Source organism: Lactiplantibacillus mudanjiangensis (assembly GCF_005405385.1).
GTDB lineage: Bacteria > Bacillota > Bacilli > Lactobacillales > Lactobacillaceae > Lactiplantibacillus > Lactiplantibacillus mudanjiangensis.
Map to the genome: position 1 here is coordinate 125,591 of NZ_BJDY01000001.1, position 24,614 is coordinate 150,204.

Genomic DNA, 24,614 nt, shown 5'->3' on the forward strand with positions numbered 1-24,614 from the left:
CCAGTATCAACAAGTTAACGAGGTGAAGTGTGATGCGAAAATATTTAGTTTTTGATATTGGTGGTACGGATTTAAAGTACGCGATCATCAATCAAGCTGGAACCTTAATTGTGGTCGGGAAAACACCCACGATTAAAACGTCGCTTCCAGCGTTTATTCAAAGTTTGCAAACAATTATTGATCAATATGCAACCGCTATCAACGGCATTGCGGTTAGCGTACCAGGTAAGGTGCAACATCCTGAAGAAACGATTCAGTTTGGTGGGATGCTCCCATTCTTAAACGGAGTGAAACTAGCCGATTGTTTGAAGACGACCGTCCCAATTGTGGTTGAAAATGATGGCAAAGCGGCAACCTTAGCCGAATTGTGGCGCGGTGACTTGAAAGCGGTTAATAACGGGATGGTCCTTGTGCTTGGTACGGCCGTTGGTGGTGGGTTAGTCATCAATCATCAATTAGTCCGTGGCAGTCATGATCAAGCTGGTGAACTGAGCTTTATGAGTGCCGGGGCAACGTTTGCGCCGACAGATATGTATGGCGCTAAAGGTTCGGCGGTCGGCATGATTAATGCGATTGCGAGTGCTTTAGGACTACCTGATCAAAATGATGGTCCGGCCGTTTTTCAGGCACTAACGACTGGTCAGGCGACGGCCTTAGCGATTTTTAACCGTTACTGTCAACAAATCGCCGGTTTGATTCAGAATGTACAAACGGTTGTGGATGTGGATCGATTCGTCATTGGTGGCGGGATCGCCGCTCAGCCATTAGTTGCAGCAACAATCAATCGGGCATTTGATCAGCTACGAGCAGCCAGTCCGATGATCGAGAACACGTTAACGCGACCAGAGATTGTGACGAGCCGCTATCATGGCCAGGCCAACTTATTTGGGGCACTTTATCAATTATTACTGACTACGGAGGAACGACAATATGCGTAATGATTTTCTATGGGGTGGGGCAGTTGCGGCTCATCAATTAGAAGGGGCTTGGAATATTGACGGCAAAGGGCCTAGTATTGCCGACATGATGACCGCTGCCAAGCATGGCGTTGAACGCCAAATTACTGAGGGTGTTCAACCAGGCCAGTATTATCCAAATCACCATGGCATCGACTTTTATCATCAATATCCAACTGATATTAAGTTAATGGCTGAAATGGGGTTTAAAACCTTTCGGACCTCGGTTGCGTGGTCACGGATTTTTCCAAAGGGTGATGAAACCGAACCAAATGAAGCGGGCCTAGCGTTTTATGATCGACTATTTGCCGAATGCTTAAAATACGGCATTCAACCGATGATCACTTTATCGCATTTTGAAATGCCATATCATTTGATCGAGGCTTATGGTGGTTGGCGAAACCGCAAGCTGATTGACTTTTTCTTGCATTATGCCGAAACGGTGTTTAAACGGTATCAACATCAAGTCAATTATTGGATGACCTTCAATGAAATCAATAATCAAACGGATTATACGAAGGCTTTCTTTATGGCAACCAATTCAGGTTTGCTGCTGAAACCAGATGATCCTGAAGCTGAAGCATTGATGTTGCAAGCTACCCACTATGAATTGGTAGCGAGTGCCTTAGCCGTTAAACTTGGCCATCAGATCAATCCTGAATTTGAAATTGGCAATATGATCAATATGACGCCGATTTATCCGTTAACAGCCAAACCACAAGATATTCTAGCCGCGCAACAAGCGATGCAAACGCGTTACTGGTTTGCCGATGTACAGACGTTGGGTGAATATCCAAGTTATATGGAAGCTTACTTTAAACGGCACAACTATCGACCAGATATCACGACAGCGGATCGTGAAGCTTTAGCGGCCGGTACCGTGGATTACATTGGGCTGAGCTATTATAATTCATTCACGATTCAAGCTGATAAACTACCGACTCATTTTATTGGGGAAGCTGGGATGATTCCAAATCCATATCTTAAAGCTAGTGATTGGGGCTGGCCCGTTGATCCAACCGGCTTACGATACAGCTTGAACTGGTTGAATGCTCATTATCACAAACCGTTGATGATTGTTGAAAATGGATTGGGCGCCGTTGATCAAGTGACAGCAGATAACCAGATTCATGATGAGTATCGTATTGCTTATTTACGGGCCCATATTCAAGCGATGCAAGCAGCTATTGATTTGGACGGTGTCGATGTGATGGGATACACGCCATGGGGTTGCATTGACCTAATTTCAGCTGGGACTGGACAAATGTCCAAGCGCTATGGTTTCATTTACGTGGATCAAGATGACCAAGGTCACGGGAGTTTGCGTCGATTGAAGAAAGATTCCTTTTATTGGTATCAACGGGTTATTGCGACTAATGGGCAGGAGTTGTAGGTGGCCTGATGCAAAAACGATTAATTGGGTCTTTATTGGCGATTTCGTTACTACCGATGACTACTGGAATTGTGGCTAGTGCAACGCCGCAGCTAGCGATGGCGTTTCCAACAGCAAACGCGACCACGCTAAATTTAGTCGTGACGTTACCATCCTTTGCGATGATGGTCTTGGTCTTAGCGAGTCAAGTTTTGGTACAGCGCTGGGGATCAAAGCGTCTTGTGATTATCGGGCTAGGTCTAGTCGCCATTGCGGCCGGATTAGCGATGGTCGCGCCGACTATCAAGTGGCTGTTAGCGGCCCGGTTGTTATTGGGTGTCGGACTAGGATTGTACAATGCGTTAGCGGTTAGTTTGATTAGTCGGCTATTTCAAGGGGCTCAACGGCAACGCTTATTAGGCTATCAAAACGCGGTGCAAGGATTGGGCGCCTTAGTTGGGGCATTAGCGGTTGCTGGGGTGCTTTTGATTAGTTGGCGGGCAGCCTTTGGTTTTTATTTGATCAGTCTACCGATTATGTTGGCTTATCTTAAGAATGTCCCTGAGGTCTCATTCAAGACTCCAGTGCAAGCCGCGCCAACGTTAACATCATCGCAGTGGGTTAAGATTGGTGCGCAAGCAGGGTTGTTATTTGTCTTGATGACGTTTTACATGTTAGCGACCCTCAAATTACCAAGTTTGATGGTCACTAGAAAGTTGGGGACCAGTTCAGCCGGGGCCATGCTGCTAGTTGTCATGTCTTTAGGGACCGTACTAGCGGGGCTAAGCTATCAGTGGGTCAAACAGCATTGTCAAATAGCGACAAGCTTAGTGGGAACCCTAGCCATGTTGGGCGGTTATTTAGCCTTACTGGGTCCGGCTAGTCGGTGGTGGTTAGTCAGCAGTGCTTTACTCATCGGGTTGAGTTTTGGCTGGTTTGTTCCGAATGTTTTTGGGACGGTTACTCAGATTGTTTTACCGGTTCAAGCCAATCTAGTGACGACCATATTGATGACTAGTTCCAACTTAGCTAACTTTAGCGCATCATTTGTGTTGGTCTGGTTGACACCAACGGGAAATCAAACACAATTCATTTGGCACAGTTTATTTATTTTAGGCAGTTTAAGTAGTTTTCTAGTTATTCGCCAATTCATGTTTCGGCGGATAACGTCAATGAATTAAGGGGAGTTTAACTTGCCACCTACCGTTCGCCCACATTGAGCCGGAACGCTGTGGGTGGACCGGTTCAGCCAAAAAGCGGTCTGAACCGTCGTTTTGAACCACAAAAACCGTGTTTCAAAAGCGCCAGGCTCTAAGCGATAAATCGCTAAGAGCTTCCCACGGCTGGGCTCAATGTGGACTCACTCTCGGTTATAGTCAATGGACTAAAAAAACTGGACCAAGCAATGATTGCTTAGTCCAGTTTTTTACCAGAAATTTTAGCTAAATTGTTGCCAAAACGATTGATGGTAGTGCCATAAGAGGCCACCTGAAATTAAACCGACGATCACAAAGGCTAAGATGTTTAGCGCTAATGCCATGGAAGCAAACGCAGTGATGATCAAGCTGTAAGTAATCAGAATCACGGCGCTGATAATCACACTGACCATCATATTGAGGACTAGGCCGACATTTCCCGAACCGCGGTTAAAGAGCTGAGTCACGTTGGTCCAATTAGTAGAACGTAAATGATAATCACGAATAAAGTAGTGTTGTGAGAATAAGTAAGTTCCCCAAGCAACGCCTAACATTAGGGCCAGGTCTAAGGCAAATGGTAACCGTACAACTATCGCCACAATGAGCGCCAGCATGACATTAATCAGAACTTGTAACCAATATCCTAATTGGAACTTTTGATGTAAATATTGCGACATGGGAATCGGCGTGGCCTTGATAAACTCAAAGTTTAGCTTATCAAGTGAGATTAAATTAGCAACTAACGAGGCTTGATTAACAGTGAATGCAGCGACGGCCAGTCCACCAACAAATAAAACGCCTAACCAATTTAAGGAAAGGTGACTCAAATTAGTGGTTGATCCCGAAAAAAGAAACGTCATGACAAACACTAACGGCAGGAGCACCGAGTTACTAAAGAGTTGCAGGATAAGATTGGGTTCTTTTAACAGCTGAAACTGATAGGCACGTAACCCCTGATTAAGATTACGATGGTGACCGGCCCGATGAGTGGTATGGGTACTGCCTAGCGCGTTGTTGACTTGGGTTAATTGTTCGACCAAGTGAGTTAAGACTAAACGCCAAGTTAGCGTCAACAAGACTAGTAGCAACGCAATCGTACCAGCCCAAGTCATTAAGCTGACGGGACTAGTTGGGGTTGTAAACACTTTAAAAAATGGAAATAAAGGTTTAATGACGGCACGATCCATACTAGTGCCGGTATCATTGGCCGAGCTACGATTGATCAAGTATAGTCCACCAATAATCAAGGTCATGTTGAGTCCGAGCAACAGATTCATGACCATCTTTTGATGTGCTTGGAAGAATTTTAGTTTGGTTAAACCAAAGACTAGTAGTGAACACGCCGCTAAGATAATTCCTAAGAGAAACACGTACATTAGCATAGCCATCAAAATTGCCAAAAGCACGAAAACATGCGCACGAATCGCCGTGAACATAAAAATTAGAAATAACGGGGTGGTAAATGGAATACTATTGAAGACAACGACTAAAAGTTTACTGATAAAAATTTCTTGATTACGAAAAGGGAGTGGTAGATAGTCAACAAGATCATTACCAGAAAAAAAGACATTATAAATCCCAGAAATACTCTGTGACACACCAAGTAGGATGAATAATCCGAGGTAAAAGGTAAACATTCCAGGCATTTTGCTCAAATTAAACATGGCTATTGATAAGCCATAAATCCCTAGAAAAAGAATCGTATTCAAATAGAATTGGTGTGTTAGCTTTCGACTAAGTGTTTTCCCGGAAGCGCCTTTTTTTCGAAGACGATCGGTGATTTGTGGATTAACTAGGCGTAAATTAACCGCCAGTAAGGCTTTTAACTGCCGTTTATTCATGCTAATCACCTTCAATCGTTTCGACTAAGTGATCATTGGTTGGTCGACCAGCCATTTGCAAATAGATAGTTTCTAACGATTCTTGTGGATGCGCAGCCAACAAATCAGCTACTGAGCCATTATAGATGAGCTGTCCCTTTTTGAGAATGGCTAGTTGGTCACAGAGTTGTTGCGCGGTATCGAGATTGTGGGTTGAAAAGATGACCGTCTTCCCCTTGGCGGCATGGGCTTTCATTAAGTTCTTCAAATCAAAAGCGGCTTGCGGGTCTAGTCCCTGCATCGGTTCGTCCAAAATCCAAATATCAGGGTCGGGTAGTAAAGCACCAATTAAAATGGCCTTTTGACGCATCCCATGTGAAAAACTCGCCATGGGTTCATCAGCGTGCGCCGTCATTTCAAAAAGCCCGACTAACTGTTCGCGACGTTGCTGAATATCAGCCTCTGATTGATTATAAGCCGCCGCTAGTAAGTCCCAATATTCACTAGCTGAAAGTTGTAAGAAGATGTCAGGCGTGTCGGGCACATACGAAATCTTTTCTTTGACGGCCTGCCGTTGTTGGTCAAGGTTTAAGCCATCAACCACAATCGAGCCACTAGTTGGGTTGATGATACTAACCAAACTCTTTAACGTGGTCGATTTACCGGCACCGTTGTGTCCTAAAAAGCCAAAAATTTGCCCAGGTTTAATATTTAAAGTCAGGTGATCCAAAGCCGTTTTATTTCCGTAACGTTTTGTTAAATCGTGAATTTCAATCATGAGCCGTTCCCCCAAAAATGGTCATTTATTATTAATTATACTGAAGACAGTGATTGTCAAAAGTAAGTTGATCGTTGGTGGTGACGTTAAGTGTTCAACTTAATCAACAATCGGTAATTTCAATAAACTAACGATAAGTCTATTTTTTATGGATCAGTCTAAGCATAACAAAGAAGCCGATGGTGGACAACGATACATCTATTATTGTGGAAAGTGACTTACAAAATCCGTTGCTGTTGACGAAACTGTGAGGGGGTCATGCCAAGTTGTTTTTTAAAGGCGCGTGTGAGTTCACCTTGATTGGCAAAACCTAACATGTCGGCAAGTTCACCAATTGAGAGATCGGTAAAGACGAGTTGTAAGCGCGCAAATTGGATTTTTTGGGTAATAATGAATTGCATCAATGGCTGCCCAGTGGTTTTTTTGAACAAATGCATCAAATAGGAGTCACTAGTATGGACATGTTCAGCCACGGTGGCGACGGTTTTAATCGTTTGCACGTTATCATAAATATACTCTTGAGCTAGATAAACAATTGAGGGCAGATTTTGGCGTTTGATCCGAGCAACATTTTTTAAGAAGAGTTCACCAATGGTACGCGTATATTCATAGACATTCGTGATGTCAGCCTGATGTTCGGCGGTTTGAATGCATTGGTCACTAAGGGCATAGGCGCCTTCAGCAAAAAGACCACCCCGAATGGCGGCTCGTGTGAATAGGGTGGTGGCCGCAATTGTAATATTTTTCTTGCTACGTAGATCATAAGTGGCAAGTTTACCGAAATTACCAGCGGCCATGAATGGGACATAGTAGTGGTTAAATTCAGTTAAATTGCCATGTTCCACGCCTAATAACATTTGTTGTTCGGCTAGATAACCTTGATAATAAGCATGACGTTGGTCGTCGCGATCAGTTTCGCGGGGGTTACGCGTAGGGACCGCCAATGCTTGAGTCACTTGAGTGAGCTGTGCCTCAGAAAAAGTGGACCAGTGTTTTGTAAGGGTAAAGTAGAGTAAACGCAGTTGGGCTTTAAATTGATCGATACTGGTCATTGGTAATTGATCAGAGTAATTAGGACTGCCTTGAACTGAAACGTTATTATTCCAAACAATAATCCGGTGCTCGTGAATATTAAAAATGCCCATTAAACCAAGTTCAGGTGTGAAGAATAGATTCACCTGAGCGGGCAGTATTGTTGGCAACTTAGTGAGCAACTTGAGTGGGATCTCTGGTGTCACAGGATTCTTAAAGACTGTGACAAGTTGGTTTTCAGCGTTGAATACATAGGTGGGTAAGACGGTTGCTTGATGGAATTGCGTTAAGAGTTGTCGCGTTTGATCAGTCATAAAATCACCTTTTACCTGAAATTTATAAAAAATAACCGAATTAGCTAAATTAATTATCTAAAGTATAGCATAATCAATCTTGTAAGCGATTACTGAAATCGATTTCTAAAACAATAAAGGGTTTAATGAGGTGTCAAAACCATGCGAATCACACAAATTGAAATTAATCATTTACACCAACCATTAGGGTTCCAACTACCAGAATTAGTCATTACTGCCTTGGTGAGTGGGGAAAGTTATCCAAAATTACAACGGCGCCTAACCATTCAAGTTGATGACCGGATTGTTTATCAAACGGCGTGGCAGGCCGCCTCAGATTTAACTTTTCATGTAACGGACTTGACCTTAACACCACGGACGCGTTATCAAGTATTGGTCCAACTAAAGGCGCCAGATCAGCAAACATGGCAACAAACAACTTGGTTTGAAACCGGCCTGCTTGATCAACCGTTAGCTGGTCAATGGATTGGATCGAGCCGGACTGATCTACACGGAATCGAATTAAGCAAGACCATCACGGTACCTAAAGGTGTCCAAAATGGGCGACTATATATGACCGGGTTAGGCTTATATGAAGCGTACTTAGATGGTCACAAAATCGGCGATGAGTATTTAGCACCTGGTTTTACAAATTATAACTACTATGTCCAAGTCGCGACTTATGATGTCACCGCGTTGCTACAAGCTGCTGGTCAACACCAATTGACGATTCGTTTGGCCGATGGTTGGTATCGTGGCAAAATCGGTCTCAGTCAGCATGGCGGTACCGCAGCGGTCTACGGCAATACATTAATGGCCAATGCCGAACTTCACTATCAGGATGCTGGTGGTGTGGATCAACGACTGGTGACTGATACGAGTTGGCACGCACAATTATCACCTGTAACCCACGCTGGTATCTATTATGGTGAAGACTTTGATGCGACCCAACCGGCGACAACAATTCCCACGACGAGCTTTCCGCAACCAAGTAAATACGTTGTTGATCGCTTGAGTTTACCGATTACGGCACATGAACAATTACCAGTAAAACAAGTGATTACCACGCCTCGTGGCGAGACCGTGCTTGACTTTGGACAGAATTTTGCTGGCTGGGTCACGTTTAGAAATCGTTTGCCAAAGGGCGCTAAAGTGAGTCTTGAATTTGGTGAGCTCATGCAACACGGTGAATTTTATCGCGATAACTTACGCTCAGCTCGGGCTAGTTTCACTTATGTTAGTGATGGGCGTGACGGCCTAGTTCGACCACATTTTACTTACTTTGGTTTTCGGTATGTCCGCGTAACGGATTTTCCAAGCATTGATCCGGCTGACTTTACCGGAATAGCGTTGTATTCCGACATGCCGATGACTGGTCAAATTACCACGGATCGTGCCGACGTCAATCAGTTGTTTCGCAATATTCAATGGGGCCAAAAGAGTAATTTCTTAGACGTGCCAACTGACTGTCCACAACGGGATGAGCGGCTTGGTTGGACTGGGGATGCGGCGATTTTTGCAAAAACAGCAAGTTATAACATGGACACCTATCAATTCTTCACAAAGTATAGTTTTGATATGGCGGTGGAGCAAAGTTTACATCAAGGTAAATTAACGTTATATGCGCCAGCCGTTGATCAGCCAGATGGTGGTAAAGCGGTTTGGAGTGACGCGGCGACGATTATTCCGTGGACGATGTATCAACGGACTGGCGATACGACCATCTTGACGCGTCAGTTTGGGGCAATGGCCTCGTGGGTTGATTGGATTCGTCAACGGACTAAAACCCATGGTCAAGAGTTCCTCTGGCTTGATGATGAGCAACTAGGTGATTGGTTAGCGTTAGATACCGAAGATATCATGCATTTGAAAGGACGAACGCCTGATGATTTGATTGCGAGTGCCTATTACTACTATTCAGCTAGTATTGTTGCTCAGGCGGCTCAAGTCCTCCATAAGCAGCCAGAAGCGACTTATTATCAAGACTTAGCGAAGCACATCAAACAAGCTTTCTTAGCAGAATTCTTTACGGCATCTGGTCGATTAATTACGCAAACACAAACTGGATTAGCCTTGTGTTTGACCTTTGATTTAGTACCAGTCGATCAAACAGTGGCGTTGACAAAACAGCTAGCCGCGGCGGTCGCGAAGCATCGCAATCATTTAACGACTGGTTTTGTTGGCACGCCGGCATTGTTACCAGCGTTATCGGCTAATGGACAACATGACTTAGCGGTAGATGTCTTTTTAAATGAAAGTTTTCCAGGTTGGTTGTCTGAAGTGCAACACGGTGCGACGACAATTTGGGAACGTTGGGATTCGATTCAAGCTGATGGCACAATCAATGATAATGGCATGAACTCATTGAATCACTATTCAGCGGGGGCGGTCATGCAATGGGCCTATGAATATTTAGTTGGGATTCAAGCTGGTGTTGACGCACGACATGTCACGATTCGCCCAGGAATCAATGCGCAACTGCGACAAGTTAGCGGGCAAACACGGCTAGCAACGGGGACCGTCAAAGTCGCTTGGCAATTATTGAACGCGACCGGATCGCAAGTACAAGTTAAGTTGACCATTCCATACGGCGCTGCAGCCAAAGCACGGTTACCACGAGCGACAACTTGGACGATTGACGGACAAGTTTATGCCAACGGTAGTGAGTTACCCGCTGGCGACTATCGGCTCACTTATCAGCCGCAACGGTCTTTTTTAAACGAATTCAGTGTGCAAACGCAATTGGTTAAATATAACCAACAAACGGTTTTAACCAAAAAACTAAGTCAAGTCGTGCCATTCTGGGAGTTCTTGACGTTACCAGGAAATATGGCCAACTTCGAACATTATTCGTTAATGCAACTAAGCGCAGAAATGCGGGGCATTGGTTTTACCCCATTTACGGCGGCTCAAATTGATCAAATTAATCAGATTTTTACTGACTTTGCCTTAGCGCAAGCTCAAGAGGAGGAACCTAATCATGCGTAAATTAGCCATGCGATTATCAATTCTATTATTATCTATCTTTACGGTTAGTGGTGGTGCAATCGCCGCAACCATTCCAATGATGATGAAGAGTTTTCCTAATATTAGTCCGACATTAATCGAGTTATTAATGACGGTACCCTCACTTGGAATCATTATTTTCACCCCATTAAGCAACTTTTTTGCGGATCGGTTTGGAGTGAAAAATACGATTCTTACAGGGCTAGTGATTATCCTGATTGCGGGGATTACCCCAGCCTTAACGACTAGCTTTGGATTGATTTTTGCGTCACGTATTGGCATCGGAATTGGGACTGGCTTGCTTGCTTCATTTGCCCAATCATTGATTATTCAATTGTTTGATGGTGCTGAACAACAGCGCATGATGGGGTTATCCAGTGTTTTTCAAGGACTCGGGATGTTTGTGATCACCTACTTTGCTGGGGTTTTGATGAACTTTAGCTGGCAAACCGCCTATTGGGTCTATTTGGTGGCCTTACCAATCGCTTTGTTAGTTGCGTTCTTTGTTCCTAAAGGTGTGGGGCAAGTCGAAGAACCAACGACTAATGTCAGCACAAGTAACAGTAAGCATGTTGATGGTAAGGTTTGGGTTTTAGCAGGTTTTGCTTTCCTATTCAATGTGACCTTTGCGTTTATTACCATTAAATTTGCGAGTCTAGTGGTGAGTCGCCATTATGGTACCGTCATGGATGCCAGCACGTTACTTGGCATGATGTCCTTTGCCATGGCCGCTGGTGGTTTCCTATTCATGTTCATTCAAAAACATTGGCGTGCTTATTCGATGGCGATTGCGTTAGCCTTTGCTACTGCGGCATTCTTAATTTTGACCATGTCACAATCATTGCTTTTAAGTGGCTTAGGCGTCATCTTTGTTGGGATTGCGGTTTCCGTATTCATGGCCTCGATGGTTACGTCAGTCGGGTACTTAACTTCAGCACAACAGGTCCCATTCTCAACCTCGGTTGCGATTACGTGTGCCAATGTGGGGACGTTAGTGTCACCTTATATTGCACAACTATTTAGTCAAACATCTGGTAACACGACACCGGCTTTTACCTTTTTGATGGGTACATTTGTCTTTGCGATTTTATTGATTTTAGCGACATTAGCTGGGTTAAACTACGGTAAATTAGGTTATCACGCAATGATTAAAGGAGTGGCTAAAAATGCTAAGTAAGGCAGCACATCAGGCGATTGACATTGCCAAAACAATTAAGGTTCATCAAAGTGATCCACTGACCCCAGCTAATATTTTAAGCGCACGTCAGGGGGCGGATGCCGGGAATCCATTTGACATGCCAGCCGGCGTCAAATTGGAAGCGGTCACAACGCCTCAAGTTAAAGGCGAGTGGTATCGGTTAGCGAAAAAGTCAACGACAGCCTTGATGTTTTTACATGGCGGGGCCTATATGACTGGAACGGTGAAATCCCGTCGGTGGTTAGCGGTTCAACTCGCGTTAAAGAGTGGTTATGAGACGTTCTCAGTTGATTATCGGCAATATCCCGAAGCCCAACATCCGGCGGCACAAAATGATGTTGAAGCGGCGTATGCCTATATGCGGCAGCATTATTCACATGTCGTTGTGTTTGGTGAATCAGCTGGGGCCAGCTTGGCGTTAACGTTGACATTGAGTCTAAAAGATCAACACAAACCGTTGCCAGATAAGGTGAGTGTCTTTTCACCGGTTATCTCACAACTTAACTTGTTAACCTCTGAATTTACACGACAAGAACGTGATCCGATGTTACTAGGCGCTGGCGATCCGGTGCCTTACTTTAAAGATCCGACTAGCAAGTCACCACTCGTTTCACCCATTTATGGGGATTATACGAATTTTCCACCGTTGATGATTAATTGCGGGACTGAAGAAGTGAAATACGATGATTCAGTGATTTTAAACCAATTGTGTCAAAGTTCTGGCGTGCCAGTTATCTTCAAAGCATGGCAAGATTTATTCCACGTCTTTGTCTTGTTTGATATGCCTGAAACTCAGCTCGTTTTACAACAAATCGGTGATTTTTTACAGGTTGATGTTGCCTAATTAAACATTTAGAACGCTAACTGGTCTGCTATAATCAATAACGGAAATAAAATTATGAGCAGACTTGAAAAAGAGGGTTTCTAAATATGAAAATTGTACTAACGGGTTCACTCGGTCATATCAATCAAACACTAGTGCCATTGTTAGGCCAGGCCGGTCATCAAGTGACGGTGATCAGTCATGATGCACAGCGCAGTACTTTGATTAACGCATTCGGGGCTACGCCTGCCATTGGTAGTCTTGATGATGTGGCGTTTTTGACGAAAACATTTACGGGTGCCGATGTGGTTTATTTAATGCTGACAGGTATTAGATCGGCAGCTGATATCTATGCGGCCGCCCAAAGGCAGGCCGATATTTACGTGCAAGCGGTTAAGGCTGCTGGTGTGAAGCGCGTTGTTAACCTCAGTAGTATCGGGGCTGACCTTGGACCAGAAGTCGGGTCATTGTATATGTATCACTTGATTGAAGAAACATTGACGACGAACTTGCCAGACGTTGATTTGACGTTTATTCGACCTACCGGGATGTATGGCAACTTATTGAGTAACTTGGCATCGGTTAAGCAATCGCATGCAATCTATACCAATGCGGATTTGTCGACGGTCAATGCGTGGGTGGCCCCAATTGATGTCACGCGGGTGTTGATTAAAGCATTGACGGAACCGGTTGCGGGTGTAACGATGCAGTATGTGGCTAGTGATGAAAAAACATATGTTGAAGTGGCAACGGCGTTGGGCCAAGCGTTACAAATGCCAGACTTGAAAGCCGTTCAGATTACGGATGAAGTTATGACCAATAATATGATTACAGCGGGTGTTCCAGCCGAATTTGCCAAGCAATACGTGAAGACGGTTGCCTATCAACGTGATCATAATTTTGCGGCCGACTATCAGGCACATCGTCCCGAATTGGGTGATGTTAAATTAGCTGACTTTGCGCAAATTTTTGCTGAATCTTATCGGAGTGAACTACCAGGGAAACCATCATTTAAATAGTTGTCTAAAGGTTGAAAGTTAAATGTATTGGTCAAAACCTTACCAACATTGACTTAAGTTGGATTAAATTGTCACCTACGCCAGCCAGTGATTCTGCCGGCTGTGGGACCGGCTCCAGCCAAAATGCGGGCTTTCACCTCGCTTTTGAGCCAAGCTAAGACCGCTAGTCTCAAAAGTCGTCCACACCGTAAGTCCGGGAAAATCACCCGGACTAACGCTGCTTTCACGGCCGGCGCCATCACTGGCTGACTTCGGTTAGTTTCTTGTTACTAGTTAAATTCGATTATGCCACTAACATAACCGAGAGTGAGTCCACACTGAGCCCAGCCGTGGGAGTCTCTTAGCGATTTATCGCTTAGAGACTGGCGTTTTTGAAACACGGGTTTAGTGGTTCAAAACGACGGTTCAGACCGCATTTTGGCTGAACCGGTCCGCCCACAGCGTTCCGGCTCAATGTGGGCGAACGGTAGGTGGCAAGTATGACTACTTTTGATCGATGAATGCTTATTATATCAACGATTATTGCTAAAAAGTAAGTTTCAACCTTTAGTAGTTGTCATTAAAAAATGCACCCCGCTAGCAGTTGCCAGTGTGGGTGCATTTTGCTGTTTGAAATTATTTTTTATAACGGTTGAGAAGCATGCCACTGCCACCAATGAGCAATAAAGTAAGGCCTAACCAACTAAAGGTGGCTGCGAATCCAAGTCGTTCAATGACCCCACCGATTAACGGGAACATGATGATCATGACAATGCTAAAACACATGCTACTGATGCTTAGTAAAGTAGCGCGTTGGGCGCTAGGAATCAGTTCGTTGTAATAAGTTGACATTAAAGGCTCGATGACCGCCATTAATAGATTTACGAGTAAATAATCGATAACTAGCATGACAATTTGGCCGAACCCAGTCAATAGGAGGACGCCAATCAATAACCCCATTAATCCGCCTAACAAAGCGCGCGTGGACCAACGAGACTGTAAACGTGGGGTCAACTGAATGCCAATAATGTTTAGTACGGCAACGGCAATTAGGATGCCTGAAATCAAGGTGCCATGAAACCCGTGAGCGGTCATGACGGCTTGAAAATAAAAATAGTACGTTGTCCCAACTGCACTAAATAGTGCATGAAAACTCATGAGCATGGCGAGTCGAGGTTGGCATCGTAACCAAGTCGCCGCCGTTTTTAAGAGTTGCCAAATGGTTAGCTGTTGTGCACTTTTTAAGTGTTCTTTTGGTTCGTGTAGTCCATAGACAACTAACATCGCAACTAAAGCGATAATGAGGTAACTCCAATAAGTGGCGGCTAAATAGCCATGAATGAGCCAGCCGGCAACCAAGACACCTAAAGCATTAGCGCCTTCCATGATCATATTCATATGACTGGTTACTTGCGGGTAGCGCTCGGTTTGCTGACCGTCCACTAGGCTTTCATAGAGTAAGGCTTCTAAGGTTCCAGATTGAAGATTATAGGCCCAAGCTTGAAGGACGAAACCAAGCGCAAACCACCAAAAACTGTGTGCCGTCAACATAATGATGGCGTGTAAAACAGCCGCAACACGGCCACTAATGAGCATGGTACGGTAGCTAAAGCGATCGGCTAAAACGCCGGAAGGCACTTCGGATAAAAAGCTGGTTAAATGAAAAATACTTTCGCATAGGCCGATTTGAACGAGGGATAAGCCGCGTTGTTGTAGAAAAATCACCCATAAACTGGTGATGCCAAAATAGGCGAGGGCGGTATACGTATAACCCCGGTGTAAATTCCGGGTCATGGTTTTGATCATCGTGTAAAACTCCTTTATGGTTAAAAATGGCCATAAAAAAGACGCCTCAGAAGAGCCGCCTTTTTCGGTGCCATCATGAGTTAGGTTAACTTTTAACTTGGAAAAAGGGCAGACTTCACCCCTGAGGCGTTTAAAACGTTAATAATTGCCCGTTGTAGGCTTAACCAAGTTAAGAGATTGCCATGCACGATTGTTCACCACTTTCTGAATTTTAATCATAATTATAGCAGATTATCATTTTAATGCCAATATCATAACAGTTATAATGGGCAGTTTTTACAAGTGTCAAAAGTCTCCGCTCTTGCCGCCTATTGTTCGCCCACATCGAGCCGGAATCACTGGCTGATATAGGTGGTCAAATTAGGATAATTCACATTAGATGATAGAAAAGATAATCGCTTTTACATGAGGAGGGCGTTATGATGGCCGAGATTTTTAGTTTAATTGGTTCTTTATTTGCCGCTTTAGCAAGTGGGCTTTTAGCTATCGGACATAAAATAAGTGATCGAGTTAGAAAATAATGACCTAATCGAATTTGTGATTGCTTGGCGGGCACAAAAAAACGGCCCGCTTTTTTGCGTGGCCGGTTAGACTAATGTTTAAATTTCAAAGTAAGCAAGTAACCGATTAGCGTTAAAACGAGCAACCCGCTACCAATCCAAGCAAAGCTAGCGGCGAAGCCGACGCGTTCAATTAGCCAACCAATGATTGGGAAAGAAAGACTCATGATAATACTGTAAAACATACTGCTAACGCTGAGTAAGGTAGCTCGTTCGCCACTTGAAACTAGCTCGTTATAATAGCTGGACATCAAAGGCGCCATGGCTGCCATTAGCATGTTAACGATAAAGTCACCGATAACCAATACGGGTAAACGATTGACACCAGTTATTAATAGAACAGTCAGTAAAATTAGTGAAAAGGTGCGTAAAATTTTAAAGGCCGACCAGCGTTGCTGTAACTTTGGCGTGAGTTGCACGCTTAACACGTTCAGTAAGGTAATCACCACCAAAATCCCTGTAATCACTGCACTTTTAAACCCATGTGCTGTCATGACTGATTGGAAATAAGAATAATAAGCATAGCCAGTGGCGATAAAAATAGCATTAAATAGCATCAACGTGGTTAATTTAGGCGTTCGTTTTAAACCGATGAAGGCTGCTTTGACAATTTGCCAAAGCGTTAGTTGACGGGCACGTTGTTGATGTTGTTGCGGTTCGTGTAAGAAGATAGCAATGAGTAGGGCGCTGCCGGCACCAACCAAGTAAAGCTGATAAGTTAACATGGCGTGATGCTGGATGAGCCAGCCGGCGATAGTCAGCCCCACCATACCAGCGACTTTCAGGATCGTATTCATTGTGCTTGTCACTTGGGGATAGCGTTTAGTCTGGTCACCGTCAACTAAAGTTTCATAGAGCAACGCCTCTAGGGTGCCGTTTTGTAGATTAGCCGCCCATCCAAGTAAGAAGAAGCCGAATAAAAACCACCAAAAATCATGGGCGGTTAACATGATTAACCCATGTCCTACCGCGGCTAAACGGCTCAAAATAAGCATGGTACGATAACTAAAACGATCCGCTAAAATACCGGCCGGGACTTCAAAGATCCAACCGGTTAAGTGAAAGAGACTTTCACATAAGCCAATTTGAACGAGTGTGAGCCCACGTTGCTGTAAGAACATGACCCACAAGCCACCGATACCAAAATAAGCACAGACCGTGTACAAGTAACCTAGTCGGAGGTTACGGTTCATGAATGTGATCAAAGTACTACTCCTTATGGTGGTCACCGATAATCAAAAAACGACCCGTTCAGAGTCGTTTTTAATTATCGAGTTAATTTTATCGCATTATCTCCACATAACCTAAAATTAACGATGACCAATGATTTAATTTTCGTTATAACAAACCTTTATCATATTAAGCCTAAAAATTTTCGTTAATCAGCTGTGTCAAAATTTTAATGCCTTGTTCAAAGCGTTCGGTTGATTCATAGGAAAAGCTCAATCGAATGTACTGGTTGGGTTGGAAATCGTAAATACTGCCAGGATTGAAGAGAACGTTTTGGGCAGTTGCTAGATCAAATAATTTTTGTACATTAATCCGATCAGCTAGCCGGACCCACAAGTAAAAGCCGCCCGTTGGTGTTTGCCAAGTGGCGATATCATCCCAATAATGATGCAAAATAGCTTCGGCGGCCGCGGCTTTCTTAGCAAGTACGTCGCGGAAATGAGCTTGATAAGTGTCATATTCGGGATCAGCCAAGATTTCAGCTAGCACAAGTTGTGATAATGAACTTGCACCATAATCTGTTTGCATCCGCACGTCGGTTAGACGATCAATCACCGGTTGGCTTGCCACGGTCCAGCCGAGTCGTAAGCCCGGGGCCAGTGACTTAGAGATACTACCGAAGTAAATCACGTTACCAGAGTCATCGCTAGCTTTAAGTGGCTGCGGTGGTTGTTGGTCGAACCAAACGTCTTGATAAGCCGCGTCTTCCAAAATCGGAATACGGTGTTCTTGTGCATATTTTAAAACTTGTTGCCGGCGTTCGGCACTCATCACAATCCCAGTCGGATTATTAAAGGTCGGAATGGTATACATAATCGCGTGCGACTCATCGGTTGGTGGTGTGATTTGCCAATAAGCCATCCCTTGATTATCCATCGGAATGCCAGCCAAATGGGTTTGGGCGGATTGGAAAACCTGTAGCGATTTGACGTAAGTTGGGGCTTCTGTATAAATGGTCGCACCTTTAGGGAACAAAGAGACAGCAACGAGTTGTAACGCTTGGACTGAACCAGCTGTGATTAAAATATTTTCAGGCTTGGTGTGAATACCGACTTTGACCAAGTGGCGGGCAATTTGTTCACGTAACGCTAGAATACCAGCGGGTTCACTATAGTTTAAACTCGTCAAACTGCGGCCAAGATGATCGAATGCTTTTTGAAAGAGGGCCCGTGGAAATTGATCAGGCGCCGGTTCGCCAGTGCTTAATCGAATGACGGCATCGGTTTCAAATTGGTTGATCTTTTGGATAGCATGCGGGTTGGGCTTAAATTGGCCGGCTTTTACATATTGAGACCAATTGACGTGTTCCGCTAATAGACTGGACCAGTGATTACCAGAGACCGTCATTCCAGATCCCGGTGTACTAGTGATGAGCCCGACTGCGATCAGTTCATCTAGGGCGGTAATTAAGGTGCTACGATTGACACCAAATTGTTCCGCTAGTTTGCGTTGGGCAGGCAGTTTAGTTCCAACTGGCCAATCACCGCTAGCAATGGCATGTTGGAAATAATTCGTGATTTGTTGGTAAATTGGCGTACTAGCCGTTTTATCTGGCTGCCAATTAATATGTATGGTACTCATTAAGAATCCCTCCAAAAATGGTTGGTGATAAAAGTTGAAATTGGTTGGCTACAACCATGTTGATTTTTATTATAATCGTTTCATGAATTAAAGCCAGTATTGCTTACAGGAAATATCTTAGGGTGAACTGGTTGGATAGGAGTTGTGAAATTGATGCAAGTATTTTTACAAGGGTTATTATTCGGGTTTGTGTATATCGCGCCGATTGGGATGCAGAACTTATTCGTGGTGTCGACGGCGATTGAACAACCATTGAAACGGGCGATTCGGGTGGCCTTGATTGTGATTTTATTCGATACCTCATTATCATTAGCTTGCTTCTATGGCGTTGGTAAAATTTTACAAAGTACGCCATGGCTTGAATTGACGGTCTTACTGGTTGGGAGCTTATTAGTTTTTTATATTGGCTGGAGTTTGTTAAAGCAAAAAGAAGCCGCCATGGACACGATGGATACGAATTTTTCATATAAAACGGCCATTATTACGGCATTTTCAGTAGCTTGGTTGAATCCACAAGCCTTGATCGATGGTTCGGTGTTATTAGCCGCTTTCCGGGTTTCATTGCCAACTAACTTGACGCATTTCTTTATGATGGGGGTGATCATAGCCTCGATTATTTGGTTTATTGGCCTAACTGGTGTCATTAGTAAGTTTAAACATTTGATGCAACCACGCGTTTTGTTATGGATCAATCGGGTTTGTGGCGCGGTAATTATTTTGTATGGGGTTAAATTATTGGCGACGTTTGTCACTAAAATCTAATTGCACTAGAACGATATAATCGGTATGCTAATCCTATTGGACTTTTTTAGAGGAAGGAACGATTAGGACAATGAAAATTGCCGGTTTTGGCGTTGAAGCGTGGTTGAATGAATATGAGACGACGGCGACGACCGATATTAGTCAAAGCTCGATTGCAGCCCTAACAATGGCTGAAGTAACGGCTTTAGATGGCCATCATGGTCAACAGTTTTATCAACAATTAAATCAAAGTAAATTAAATTATGGTTGGATTGAAGGCTCACCAGCCTTTAAACAGTTAGTGAGTGGGTTATATACGCAAGTACCCGCGGCTAATGTGTTGCAGACGAACGGCGCTACTGGGGCCAATCACTTGGCTATTTACAGTTTAGTGGAACCTAATGATCATGTGATTGCCTTGTATCCAACGTATCAACAATTATATGATATTCCGAAATCGCTTGGCGCAACGGTTGATTATTGGCATCTCCAAGAATCTCAAGACTGGTTGCCGGATATTGCCGAACTTAAACAATTAATCCGACCCGACACTAAAATGATTTTATTGAATAATGCAGCGAACCCCACTGGCTGTTTGTTAGACGAAGCCTTTTTGAAGCAAGTCGTTGCCATCGCTAAGTCAGTCGGGGCCTACGTGTTAGTTGATGAAGTTTATGAACCGCTTGATGGCACGCCGTTCGTGTCGATTGCTGATCTTTATGACAAAGGGATTGCCACGAATAGCTTGTCAAAAACCTATTCAGCGCCTGGCGTCCGGATTGGTTGGGTGGCCACGCCATCACGTGAGTTAGCGGATATTTTCCGTAAGTATCGTGATTACACGATGATTTGTGGTGGGGTCTTTAACGACCAATTGGCGGTGTTGATTTTGCAACACCGTGATCAAATCTTGGCACGAAATCGTCAGATTGTTGCCCGTAATGCTAAGATTTATTTGGACTGGGCGGCACAAGAACCACGCGTGAGCTTGATTGCGCCACAAGGTATTTCAGTTTCTTGTCTGAAACTTGATGTGCCTGTGGATGATGAGACATTTTGTAAGCAATTGTTGGCGAAAACAGGTGTCTTGCTAGTTCCAGGTGTGCGTTTTGATATTCCTGGTCACGTACGGTTAGGCTATTGCACGCAGACGGAAACGTTAGAACGTGGCTTGAAACTGCTGAGCGGATTTTTACGGCAATATGACGAACCAACCCATTAAAGACGCATAGTTATGCAACAGTTAGCATATTTTCCGTCACAACTGACGTGAAAGTGTGCTTTTTTAGGTTGGACCGTAGTTTGAATGATGAATATTTGCTATAATGTATTCATAATTTGAGCGAGGAGGTCGCGCCGATGAAAAAATCAGAGCGTCAGGCGGCCATTGAAGAAATTATCAACCAATCCCCAATCGCCACCCAAGAAGAATTGATGGCCCAACTAAAGGCCAAAGGAATTACGGCAACCCAAGCCACCATCTCACGGGATATTCGCGACATGCAGATTGTGAAGTCACCAGATGAAACCGGTCATGCTCGATACACGATTTTTAAAGCGAATAGTAAAAATGAACAAGATCGTTTATTTGAGAGCTTACACGATGTCGTTACCGGTGTTGATCGTGTGGAATTCATGAACATTATCCATACGCTACCAAGTAATGGGAACTTGTTAGCGGCGATTATTGATGATTTGAATTTACCCGCTGTCAGTGGGACTTTAGCGGGTCATGATACGATTTTTGTGGTGAGCCCTAGTGTCGCTGTTGCCACGGAATTTCATGAGTTATTATTACAACATATTCGTACTGAAGATGATCTTTAAAGTCAAAATGAAAGTCATGCCATGATGGATGACTTTTTTGCATTCAGCCAAGTTTAACGGTATAGTTAAGGGACATAATAATTGAATGAAAAGCAGGTGACTGTGATGAAATATACGAAGAAAAAGACTGATCGTAAAAATCAAGCCAAACGTGATGCGACTTTTGAAAAATTTCGCAAGCAACAAAATGATTTGAATGCTAATCGGCGGGGCGTCCGTCGGAAATAAAGGCTTGAGACCAAATCGTCTCAGGCTTTTTTGATTGTTGCTGAACCGCAGACCGTTCGTTAAATTCGGGCCGGAACGCTGTGGCAGACAGGTTAAGCCAAAAGGCGGTCTTAACCTTCGTTTTGAACCGTAAAAACCACGTTTCAAAAGCGCTGGTCTCTAAGCGGTAAAACCGCTAAGAGACCTCCACGGCTGGGCCCAATTTGAACTCACTTTCGGGGACATTAGTTGTAATTATTTCAGATTTGTTTTAAAAAGATAATTGCTATTTCGAATGGTTATTTAGTCGAAAATCATCAGTGATAAATCTTCTGTGTAAATGGCGTAAAAACGGTCTTTAGGCTTACTCCGGTCTCCGTAGCAGGCAGAATTACTGACCGACGTAGATGACCATTTCACAACCTTCAACCTTTTGTTAAATTGTTGAAGATTTGGTCAAGCTTTGTCCCGTAACTTAAGCAACTTAGCATTTATGATACAATTATCAGAGTTTAACAAGTCATGGCTGATTAGTGGCAACTTGCACGACGGGTTAAGTGACCACGGTTTAATCAGTTCAGAACAAGGGGAAGATTATGCAGAATAACGGTTTTTGGGCCACCATTAAGGATGGTTTGCGGACCATCGGCCACTGGCTCCACCCATATTGGCAACGATTATGGGCAGTCGTGAGCTATCAATGGCACCGCCGTCAGCTGACACGCTGGCTCATCGTGGTGATTTTATCATTGATTTTAGTGGGCAGTGCCTATTTAACATTTGAAGCTAAGACCGCAAAGATCGGTAACTTGCAGGCGGAACTTGAAAAAACGACGGTCATTTATGATGCTAGCAATAAAAAAGCCGGGTCCTTGTATTCACAAAAGGGGACCTATGTTCATTTGAATAAGATCTCAAAGAACTTGCAAAATGCGGTGATTTCCACAGAAGATCGAAATTTTTATAAAGAGCATGGTTTTTCCGTTAAAGGGATTGGCCGGGCTTTCATGTTGCTCGTGATGAATAAGTTATTGGGGCGTGACTACATCAGTGGTGGTGGGAGTACGCTAACACAACAGTTAGTTAAAAATGCTTACTTAACGCAGCAACAGACATTTTCACGGAAGTTACGTGAAATTTTCTTATCCATTGAAACCGAAAATGTTTATTCCAAGCATCAAATTTTGGCAATGTATCTAAATAATGCTTACTTTGGTCATGGTGTTTGGGGCGCAGAAGATGCGGCTGAAAAATATTTTGGGGTGCATGCGTCAGAATTGTCAGTCGATCAAGCGGCCGTATTAGCTGGGATGCTTAGTTCACCGAGTGGCTATAATCCAATTGATCATCCGAAAGCGGCTGTTAAACGACGTAATGTGGTTTTGAACAATATGGTTAACAATAATAAATTAACCAAAAATCAATACACGTTATATTCACAAAAGACAATTACTTTAAATGATAATTATCACTATTATAGTGGCTACAAATATCCGTATTACTTTGATGCGGTGATTGATGAAGCGATTAATAAGTATGGGTTGAGCGAATCTGATATTATGAATCGCGGTTACAAGATTTATACGTCGCTGAACCAAAAGGATCAATCGGCGATGCAAACGTCATTCAAAAATGATAGTTTGTTCCCAGCTAATGCCAGTGATGGTACGAAGGTGCAAGGGGCCTCAATTGCGGTTGATCCCTCGACTGGTGGAGTTGTCGCAGTTGTTGGGGGTCGTGGGAAACACGTTTTCCGTGGCTTCAACCGTGCGAACCAAATTAAACGGCAACCAGGATCTACGATTAAACCGTTAGCCGTTTATACGCCTGCGCTACAAAATGGCTATACGTATGATTCGTTGTTATCCAATAAGAAGCAGACATTTGGGGCGAATAAGTACGCGCCGAAGAACTATGATAGTGTTTATAGCAAATCGGTACCGATGTATGAAGCGTTGGCACAAAGTATTAATATTCCAGCGGTTTGGTTGTTGAATAAGGTTGGCGTGAATAAAGGTTACCAATCGGTTAAAAAGTTTGGACTGCCGGTGACGAAATCTGATGACAACTTGGCGTTGGCCTTGGGAGGGTTAACCACGGGGGTCTCTCCACAACAAATGGCGAGTGCTTATACGGCTTTTGCTAATAACGGGAAGAAAACGACGGCGCATTATATCACCAAAATCGTTGATGCTAGTGGTAAGACGGTTGTCGATAATACGAAAGTTAAGACAAAGAAGATTATGTCGGCTAGTGTCGCAAAACAAATGACCAGTATGATGCTAGGCGTTTACAATAGCGGAACTGGGGCAGCCGCCAAACCATATGGCTACTCGATTGCCGGCAAGACTGGGAGTACGCAGGCCGATTACAAGACCGGTTCAGGAACGAAGGATCAGTGGATGATCGGTTATACCCCAGATATCGTCGTGACCACTTGGATTGGCTTTGACTCAACAAACAGTACGCATTATTTGAAGAGTTTGTCAGAAAATCAATTGTCAGCTTTATATAAGAATGAAATGGAAAATATTTTGCCGAATACAAAGCAGACCAGCTTTGGCACCAAGGATGCTGCGACACTGGCTAATGAAAGTTCCAGCGGTAGTAGCAGTAGTAGTTCTTCTTCGTCGTCAGTTTGGGATAGTGTCCAAAAAGGTGCGAGTGAAGTTGGTAAGTCCGTCAAAGATACGGCTAAGAGTTGGTTCTCACAGGCTAAAAAATTAATTGGTGATTAAGTTAACGGCTATTCAAGCCCTTACAAACATGCTAAAATAATGAGGAACCTACACTTGAGGAGGAACCCAACATGGCTGTCAATATTTATGATACGGCGAACCAATTAGAACAAGAATTACGCGGGACTAAAGAATTTAAAGAATTACAAGCGGCATATACGACAATGAAAGCTAACGAAAGTGCATTTAGCTTATTCAAAGAATTCCAAGAAATTCAAATGCAATTATCACAAAAGCAAATGAATGGCGAAGAATTAACGGATGAAGAAGTTCAAAAAGCGCATGACTTAGCTGACAAAGTTGGTAATGTCGATGAAATTAAGACCTTAATGGGTAAAGAACGGGGCTTAAACCAATTGATGAATGATTTAAACCAAATCATCACCAAGCCTGTTCAAGAATTATACCAAGGCTAGACTAGCCGAAATAAGGCACCAAGCGGCAATGACGAA

Annotated in this window: 19 protein-coding genes; 13 read left to right on the forward strand and 6 right to left on the reverse strand. The window is 43.7% G+C overall.

Translation table 11 applies throughout. From position 1 onward, the window contains the following. Positions 1-32 precede the first annotated feature (32 nt). The 3 genes from FFM84_RS00655 to FFM84_RS00665 are packed head-to-tail and all read left to right on the forward strand — an operon-like array spanning position 33 to position 3,509. The gene (locus FFM84_RS00655) at positions 33-938 is read left to right on the forward strand and encodes an ROK family protein (protein WP_225425327.1); all 906 of its coding nucleotides are present in this window, start codon (positions 33-35) and stop codon (positions 936-938) included. Next, positions 931-2,349 carry a 6-phospho-beta-glucosidase gene (locus FFM84_RS00660; RefSeq protein ID WP_130846014.1) on the forward strand — a complete coding sequence of 473 codons (1,419 nt, stop codon included), beginning with the start codon at positions 931-933 and terminating at the stop codon, positions 2,347-2,349. The genes FFM84_RS00655 and FFM84_RS00660 overlap by 8 nt, the downstream gene beginning before the upstream one ends. A gap of 8 nt (positions 2,350-2,357) precedes the next feature. Continuing rightward, positions 2,358-3,509 carry an MFS transporter gene (locus FFM84_RS00665; RefSeq protein ID WP_130846013.1) on the forward strand — a complete coding sequence of 384 codons (1,152 nt, stop codon included), beginning with the start codon at positions 2,358-2,360 and terminating at the stop codon, positions 3,507-3,509. A gap of 257 nt (positions 3,510-3,766) precedes the next feature. Here the strand turns inward: FFM84_RS00665 and FFM84_RS00670 are convergent, their stop codons facing one another. The 3 genes from FFM84_RS00670 to FFM84_RS00680 form a co-directional block, all read right to left on the reverse strand. Continuing rightward, the gene (locus tag FFM84_RS00670) at positions 3,767-5,365 is read right to left on the reverse strand and encodes an ABC transporter permease (protein WP_130846012.1); all 1,599 of its coding nucleotides are present in this window, start codon (positions 5,363-5,365) and stop codon (positions 3,767-3,769) included. Position 5,366: 1 nt separating this feature from the next. After that, positions 5,367-6,122: an ABC transporter ATP-binding protein gene (locus FFM84_RS00675; RefSeq protein WP_130846011.1), complete on the reverse strand. Its 756-nt coding sequence runs from the start codon at positions 6,120-6,122 to the stop codon at positions 5,367-5,369. Between the two features lie 218 nt (positions 6,123-6,340). Beyond that, positions 6,341-7,468 (reverse strand): helix-turn-helix domain-containing protein, encoded by a 1,128-nt coding sequence (locus FFM84_RS00680; RefSeq protein WP_130846010.1) that lies wholly within the window; start codon positions 7,466-7,468, stop codon positions 6,341-6,343. 141 nt (positions 7,469-7,609) lie between these two features. Between FFM84_RS00680 and FFM84_RS00685 the strand changes: the two genes are divergently transcribed. From FFM84_RS00685 to FFM84_RS00700, 4 genes are all read left to right on the forward strand, one after another. After that, positions 7,610-10,435 (forward strand): family 78 glycoside hydrolase catalytic domain, encoded by a 2,826-nt coding sequence (locus tag FFM84_RS00685; RefSeq protein ID WP_130846009.1) that lies wholly within the window; start codon positions 7,610-7,612, stop codon positions 10,433-10,435. Continuing rightward, entirely contained in the window at positions 10,428-11,630 is a 1,203-nt protein-coding gene (locus FFM84_RS00690; protein WP_130846008.1) for an MFS transporter, read from the forward strand. Before FFM84_RS00685 ends, FFM84_RS00690 begins: the two co-directional genes overlap by 8 nt. Further along, a complete protein-coding gene (locus FFM84_RS00695) occupies positions 11,620-12,495 on the forward strand; it encodes an alpha/beta hydrolase (protein WP_130846007.1) in 876 nt (291 codons plus the stop codon). Before FFM84_RS00690 ends, FFM84_RS00695 begins: the two co-directional genes overlap by 11 nt. An 86-nt stretch (positions 12,496-12,581) precedes the next feature. Then, on the forward strand, positions 12,582-13,493 hold the full coding sequence (locus FFM84_RS00700) for an SDR family oxidoreductase (RefSeq protein WP_130846006.1): 912 nt from the start codon (positions 12,582-12,584) through the stop codon (positions 13,491-13,493). Positions 13,494-14,108: 615 nt separating this feature from the next. Here the strand turns inward: FFM84_RS00700 and FFM84_RS00705 are convergent. The 3 genes from FFM84_RS00705 to FFM84_RS00715 all read right to left on the reverse strand — a co-directional run bounded on the left by FFM84_RS00705 (position 14,109) and on the right by FFM84_RS00715 (position 18,649). Further along, a complete protein-coding gene (locus FFM84_RS00705; protein WP_130846005.1) occupies positions 14,109-15,278 on the reverse strand; it encodes an MFS transporter in 1,170 nt (389 codons plus the stop codon). 592 nt (positions 15,279-15,870) lie between these two features. Continuing rightward, positions 15,871-17,043, reverse strand: coding sequence for an MFS transporter (locus FFM84_RS00710; RefSeq protein ID WP_130846771.1), 1,173 nt, complete (start codon positions 17,041-17,043; stop codon positions 15,871-15,873). A 160-nt stretch (positions 17,044-17,203) separates the two neighbouring features. Beyond that, positions 17,204-18,649 carry an aminotransferase-like domain-containing protein gene (locus FFM84_RS00715; RefSeq protein ID WP_130846003.1) on the reverse strand — a complete coding sequence of 482 codons (1,446 nt, stop codon included), beginning with the start codon at positions 18,647-18,649 and terminating at the stop codon, positions 17,204-17,206. Positions 18,650-18,802: 153 nt separating this feature from the next. On the opposite strand from FFM84_RS00715, the gene FFM84_RS00720 reads away from it, so the two are divergent. The 6 genes from FFM84_RS00720 (at position 18,803) to FFM84_RS00745 (ending at position 24,578) form a co-directional block, all read left to right on the forward strand. Then, entirely contained in the window at positions 18,803-19,411 is a 609-nt protein-coding gene (locus tag FFM84_RS00720; protein WP_130846002.1) for a LysE/ArgO family amino acid transporter, read from the forward strand. 70 nt (positions 19,412-19,481) lie between these two features. Continuing rightward, on the forward strand, positions 19,482-20,612 hold the full coding sequence (locus tag FFM84_RS00725; RefSeq protein WP_130846001.1) for an aminotransferase: 1,131 nt from the start codon (positions 19,482-19,484) through the stop codon (positions 20,610-20,612). 137 nt (positions 20,613-20,749) lie between these two features. After that, positions 20,750-21,217, forward strand: a complete 468-nt coding sequence (locus FFM84_RS00730) for an arginine repressor (RefSeq protein WP_130846000.1) — start codon at positions 20,750-20,752, stop codon at positions 21,215-21,217. A 105-nt stretch (positions 21,218-21,322) separates the two neighbouring features. Continuing rightward, complete coding sequence (locus FFM84_RS16380) at positions 21,323-21,445, forward strand: hypothetical protein (protein ID WP_130845999.1); 123 nt, start codon at positions 21,323-21,325, stop codon at positions 21,443-21,445. Positions 21,446-22,020: 575 nt separating this feature from the next. Beyond that, the gene (locus FFM84_RS00740; RefSeq protein WP_130845998.1) at positions 22,021-24,162 is read left to right on the forward strand and encodes a PBP1A family penicillin-binding protein; all 2,142 of its coding nucleotides are present in this window, start codon (positions 22,021-22,023) and stop codon (positions 24,160-24,162) included. A gap of 71 nt (positions 24,163-24,233) precedes the next feature. Then, positions 24,234-24,578 (forward strand): YlbF/YmcA family competence regulator, encoded by a 345-nt coding sequence (locus FFM84_RS00745; RefSeq protein ID WP_130845997.1) that lies wholly within the window; start codon positions 24,234-24,236, stop codon positions 24,576-24,578. Positions 24,579-24,614: the final 36 nt, after the last annotated feature.

Coding starts and splice junctions, on each gene's coding strand:
- FFM84_RS00740 (WP_130845998.1), top strand. CDS start 22,021: ATGCAGAATAACGGTTTTTGGGCCACCATTAAGGATGGTTTGCGGACC.
- FFM84_RS00690 (WP_130846008.1), top strand. CDS start 10,428: ATGCGTAAATTAGCCATGCGATTATCAATTCTATTATTATCTATCTTT.
- FFM84_RS00660 (WP_130846014.1), top strand. CDS start 931: ATGCGTAATGATTTTCTATGGGGTGGGGCAGTTGCGGCTCATCAATTA.
- FFM84_RS00725 (WP_130846001.1), top strand. CDS start 19,482: ATGAAAATTGCCGGTTTTGGCGTTGAAGCGTGGTTGAATGAATATGAG.
- FFM84_RS00685 (WP_130846009.1), top strand. CDS start 7,610: ATGCGAATCACACAAATTGAAATTAATCATTTACACCAACCATTAGGG.
- FFM84_RS00665 (WP_130846013.1), top strand. CDS start 2,358: ATGCAAAAACGATTAATTGGGTCTTTATTGGCGATTTCGTTACTACCG.
- FFM84_RS00745 (WP_130845997.1), top strand. CDS start 24,234: ATGGCTGTCAATATTTATGATACGGCGAACCAATTAGAACAAGAATTA.
- FFM84_RS00695 (WP_130846007.1), top strand. CDS start 11,620: ATGCTAAGTAAGGCAGCACATCAGGCGATTGACATTGCCAAAACAATT.
- FFM84_RS00675 (WP_130846011.1), bottom strand. CDS start 6,122: ATGATTGAAATTCACGATTTAACAAAACGTTACGGAAATAAAACGGCT.
- FFM84_RS16380 (WP_130845999.1), top strand. CDS start 21,323: ATGAAATATACGAAGAAAAAGACTGATCGTAAAAATCAAGCCAAACGT.
- FFM84_RS00700 (WP_130846006.1), top strand. CDS start 12,582: ATGAAAATTGTACTAACGGGTTCACTCGGTCATATCAATCAAACACTA.
- FFM84_RS00655 (WP_225425327.1), top strand. CDS start 33: ATGCGAAAATATTTAGTTTTTGATATTGGTGGTACGGATTTAAAGTAC.
- FFM84_RS00680 (WP_130846010.1), bottom strand. CDS start 7,468: ATGACTGATCAAACGCGACAACTCTTAACGCAATTCCATCAAGCAACC.
- FFM84_RS00730 (WP_130846000.1), top strand. CDS start 20,750: ATGAAAAAATCAGAGCGTCAGGCGGCCATTGAAGAAATTATCAACCAA.
- FFM84_RS00715 (WP_130846003.1), bottom strand. CDS start 18,649: ATGAGTACCATACATATTAATTGGCAGCCAGATAAAACGGCTAGTACG.
- FFM84_RS00720 (WP_130846002.1), top strand. CDS start 18,803: ATGCAAGTATTTTTACAAGGGTTATTATTCGGGTTTGTGTATATCGCG.
- FFM84_RS00670 (WP_130846012.1), bottom strand. CDS start 5,365: ATGAATAAACGGCAGTTAAAAGCCTTACTGGCGGTTAATTTACGCCTA.
- FFM84_RS00705 (WP_130846005.1), bottom strand. CDS start 15,278: ATGATCAAAACCATGACCCGGAATTTACACCGGGGTTATACGTATACC.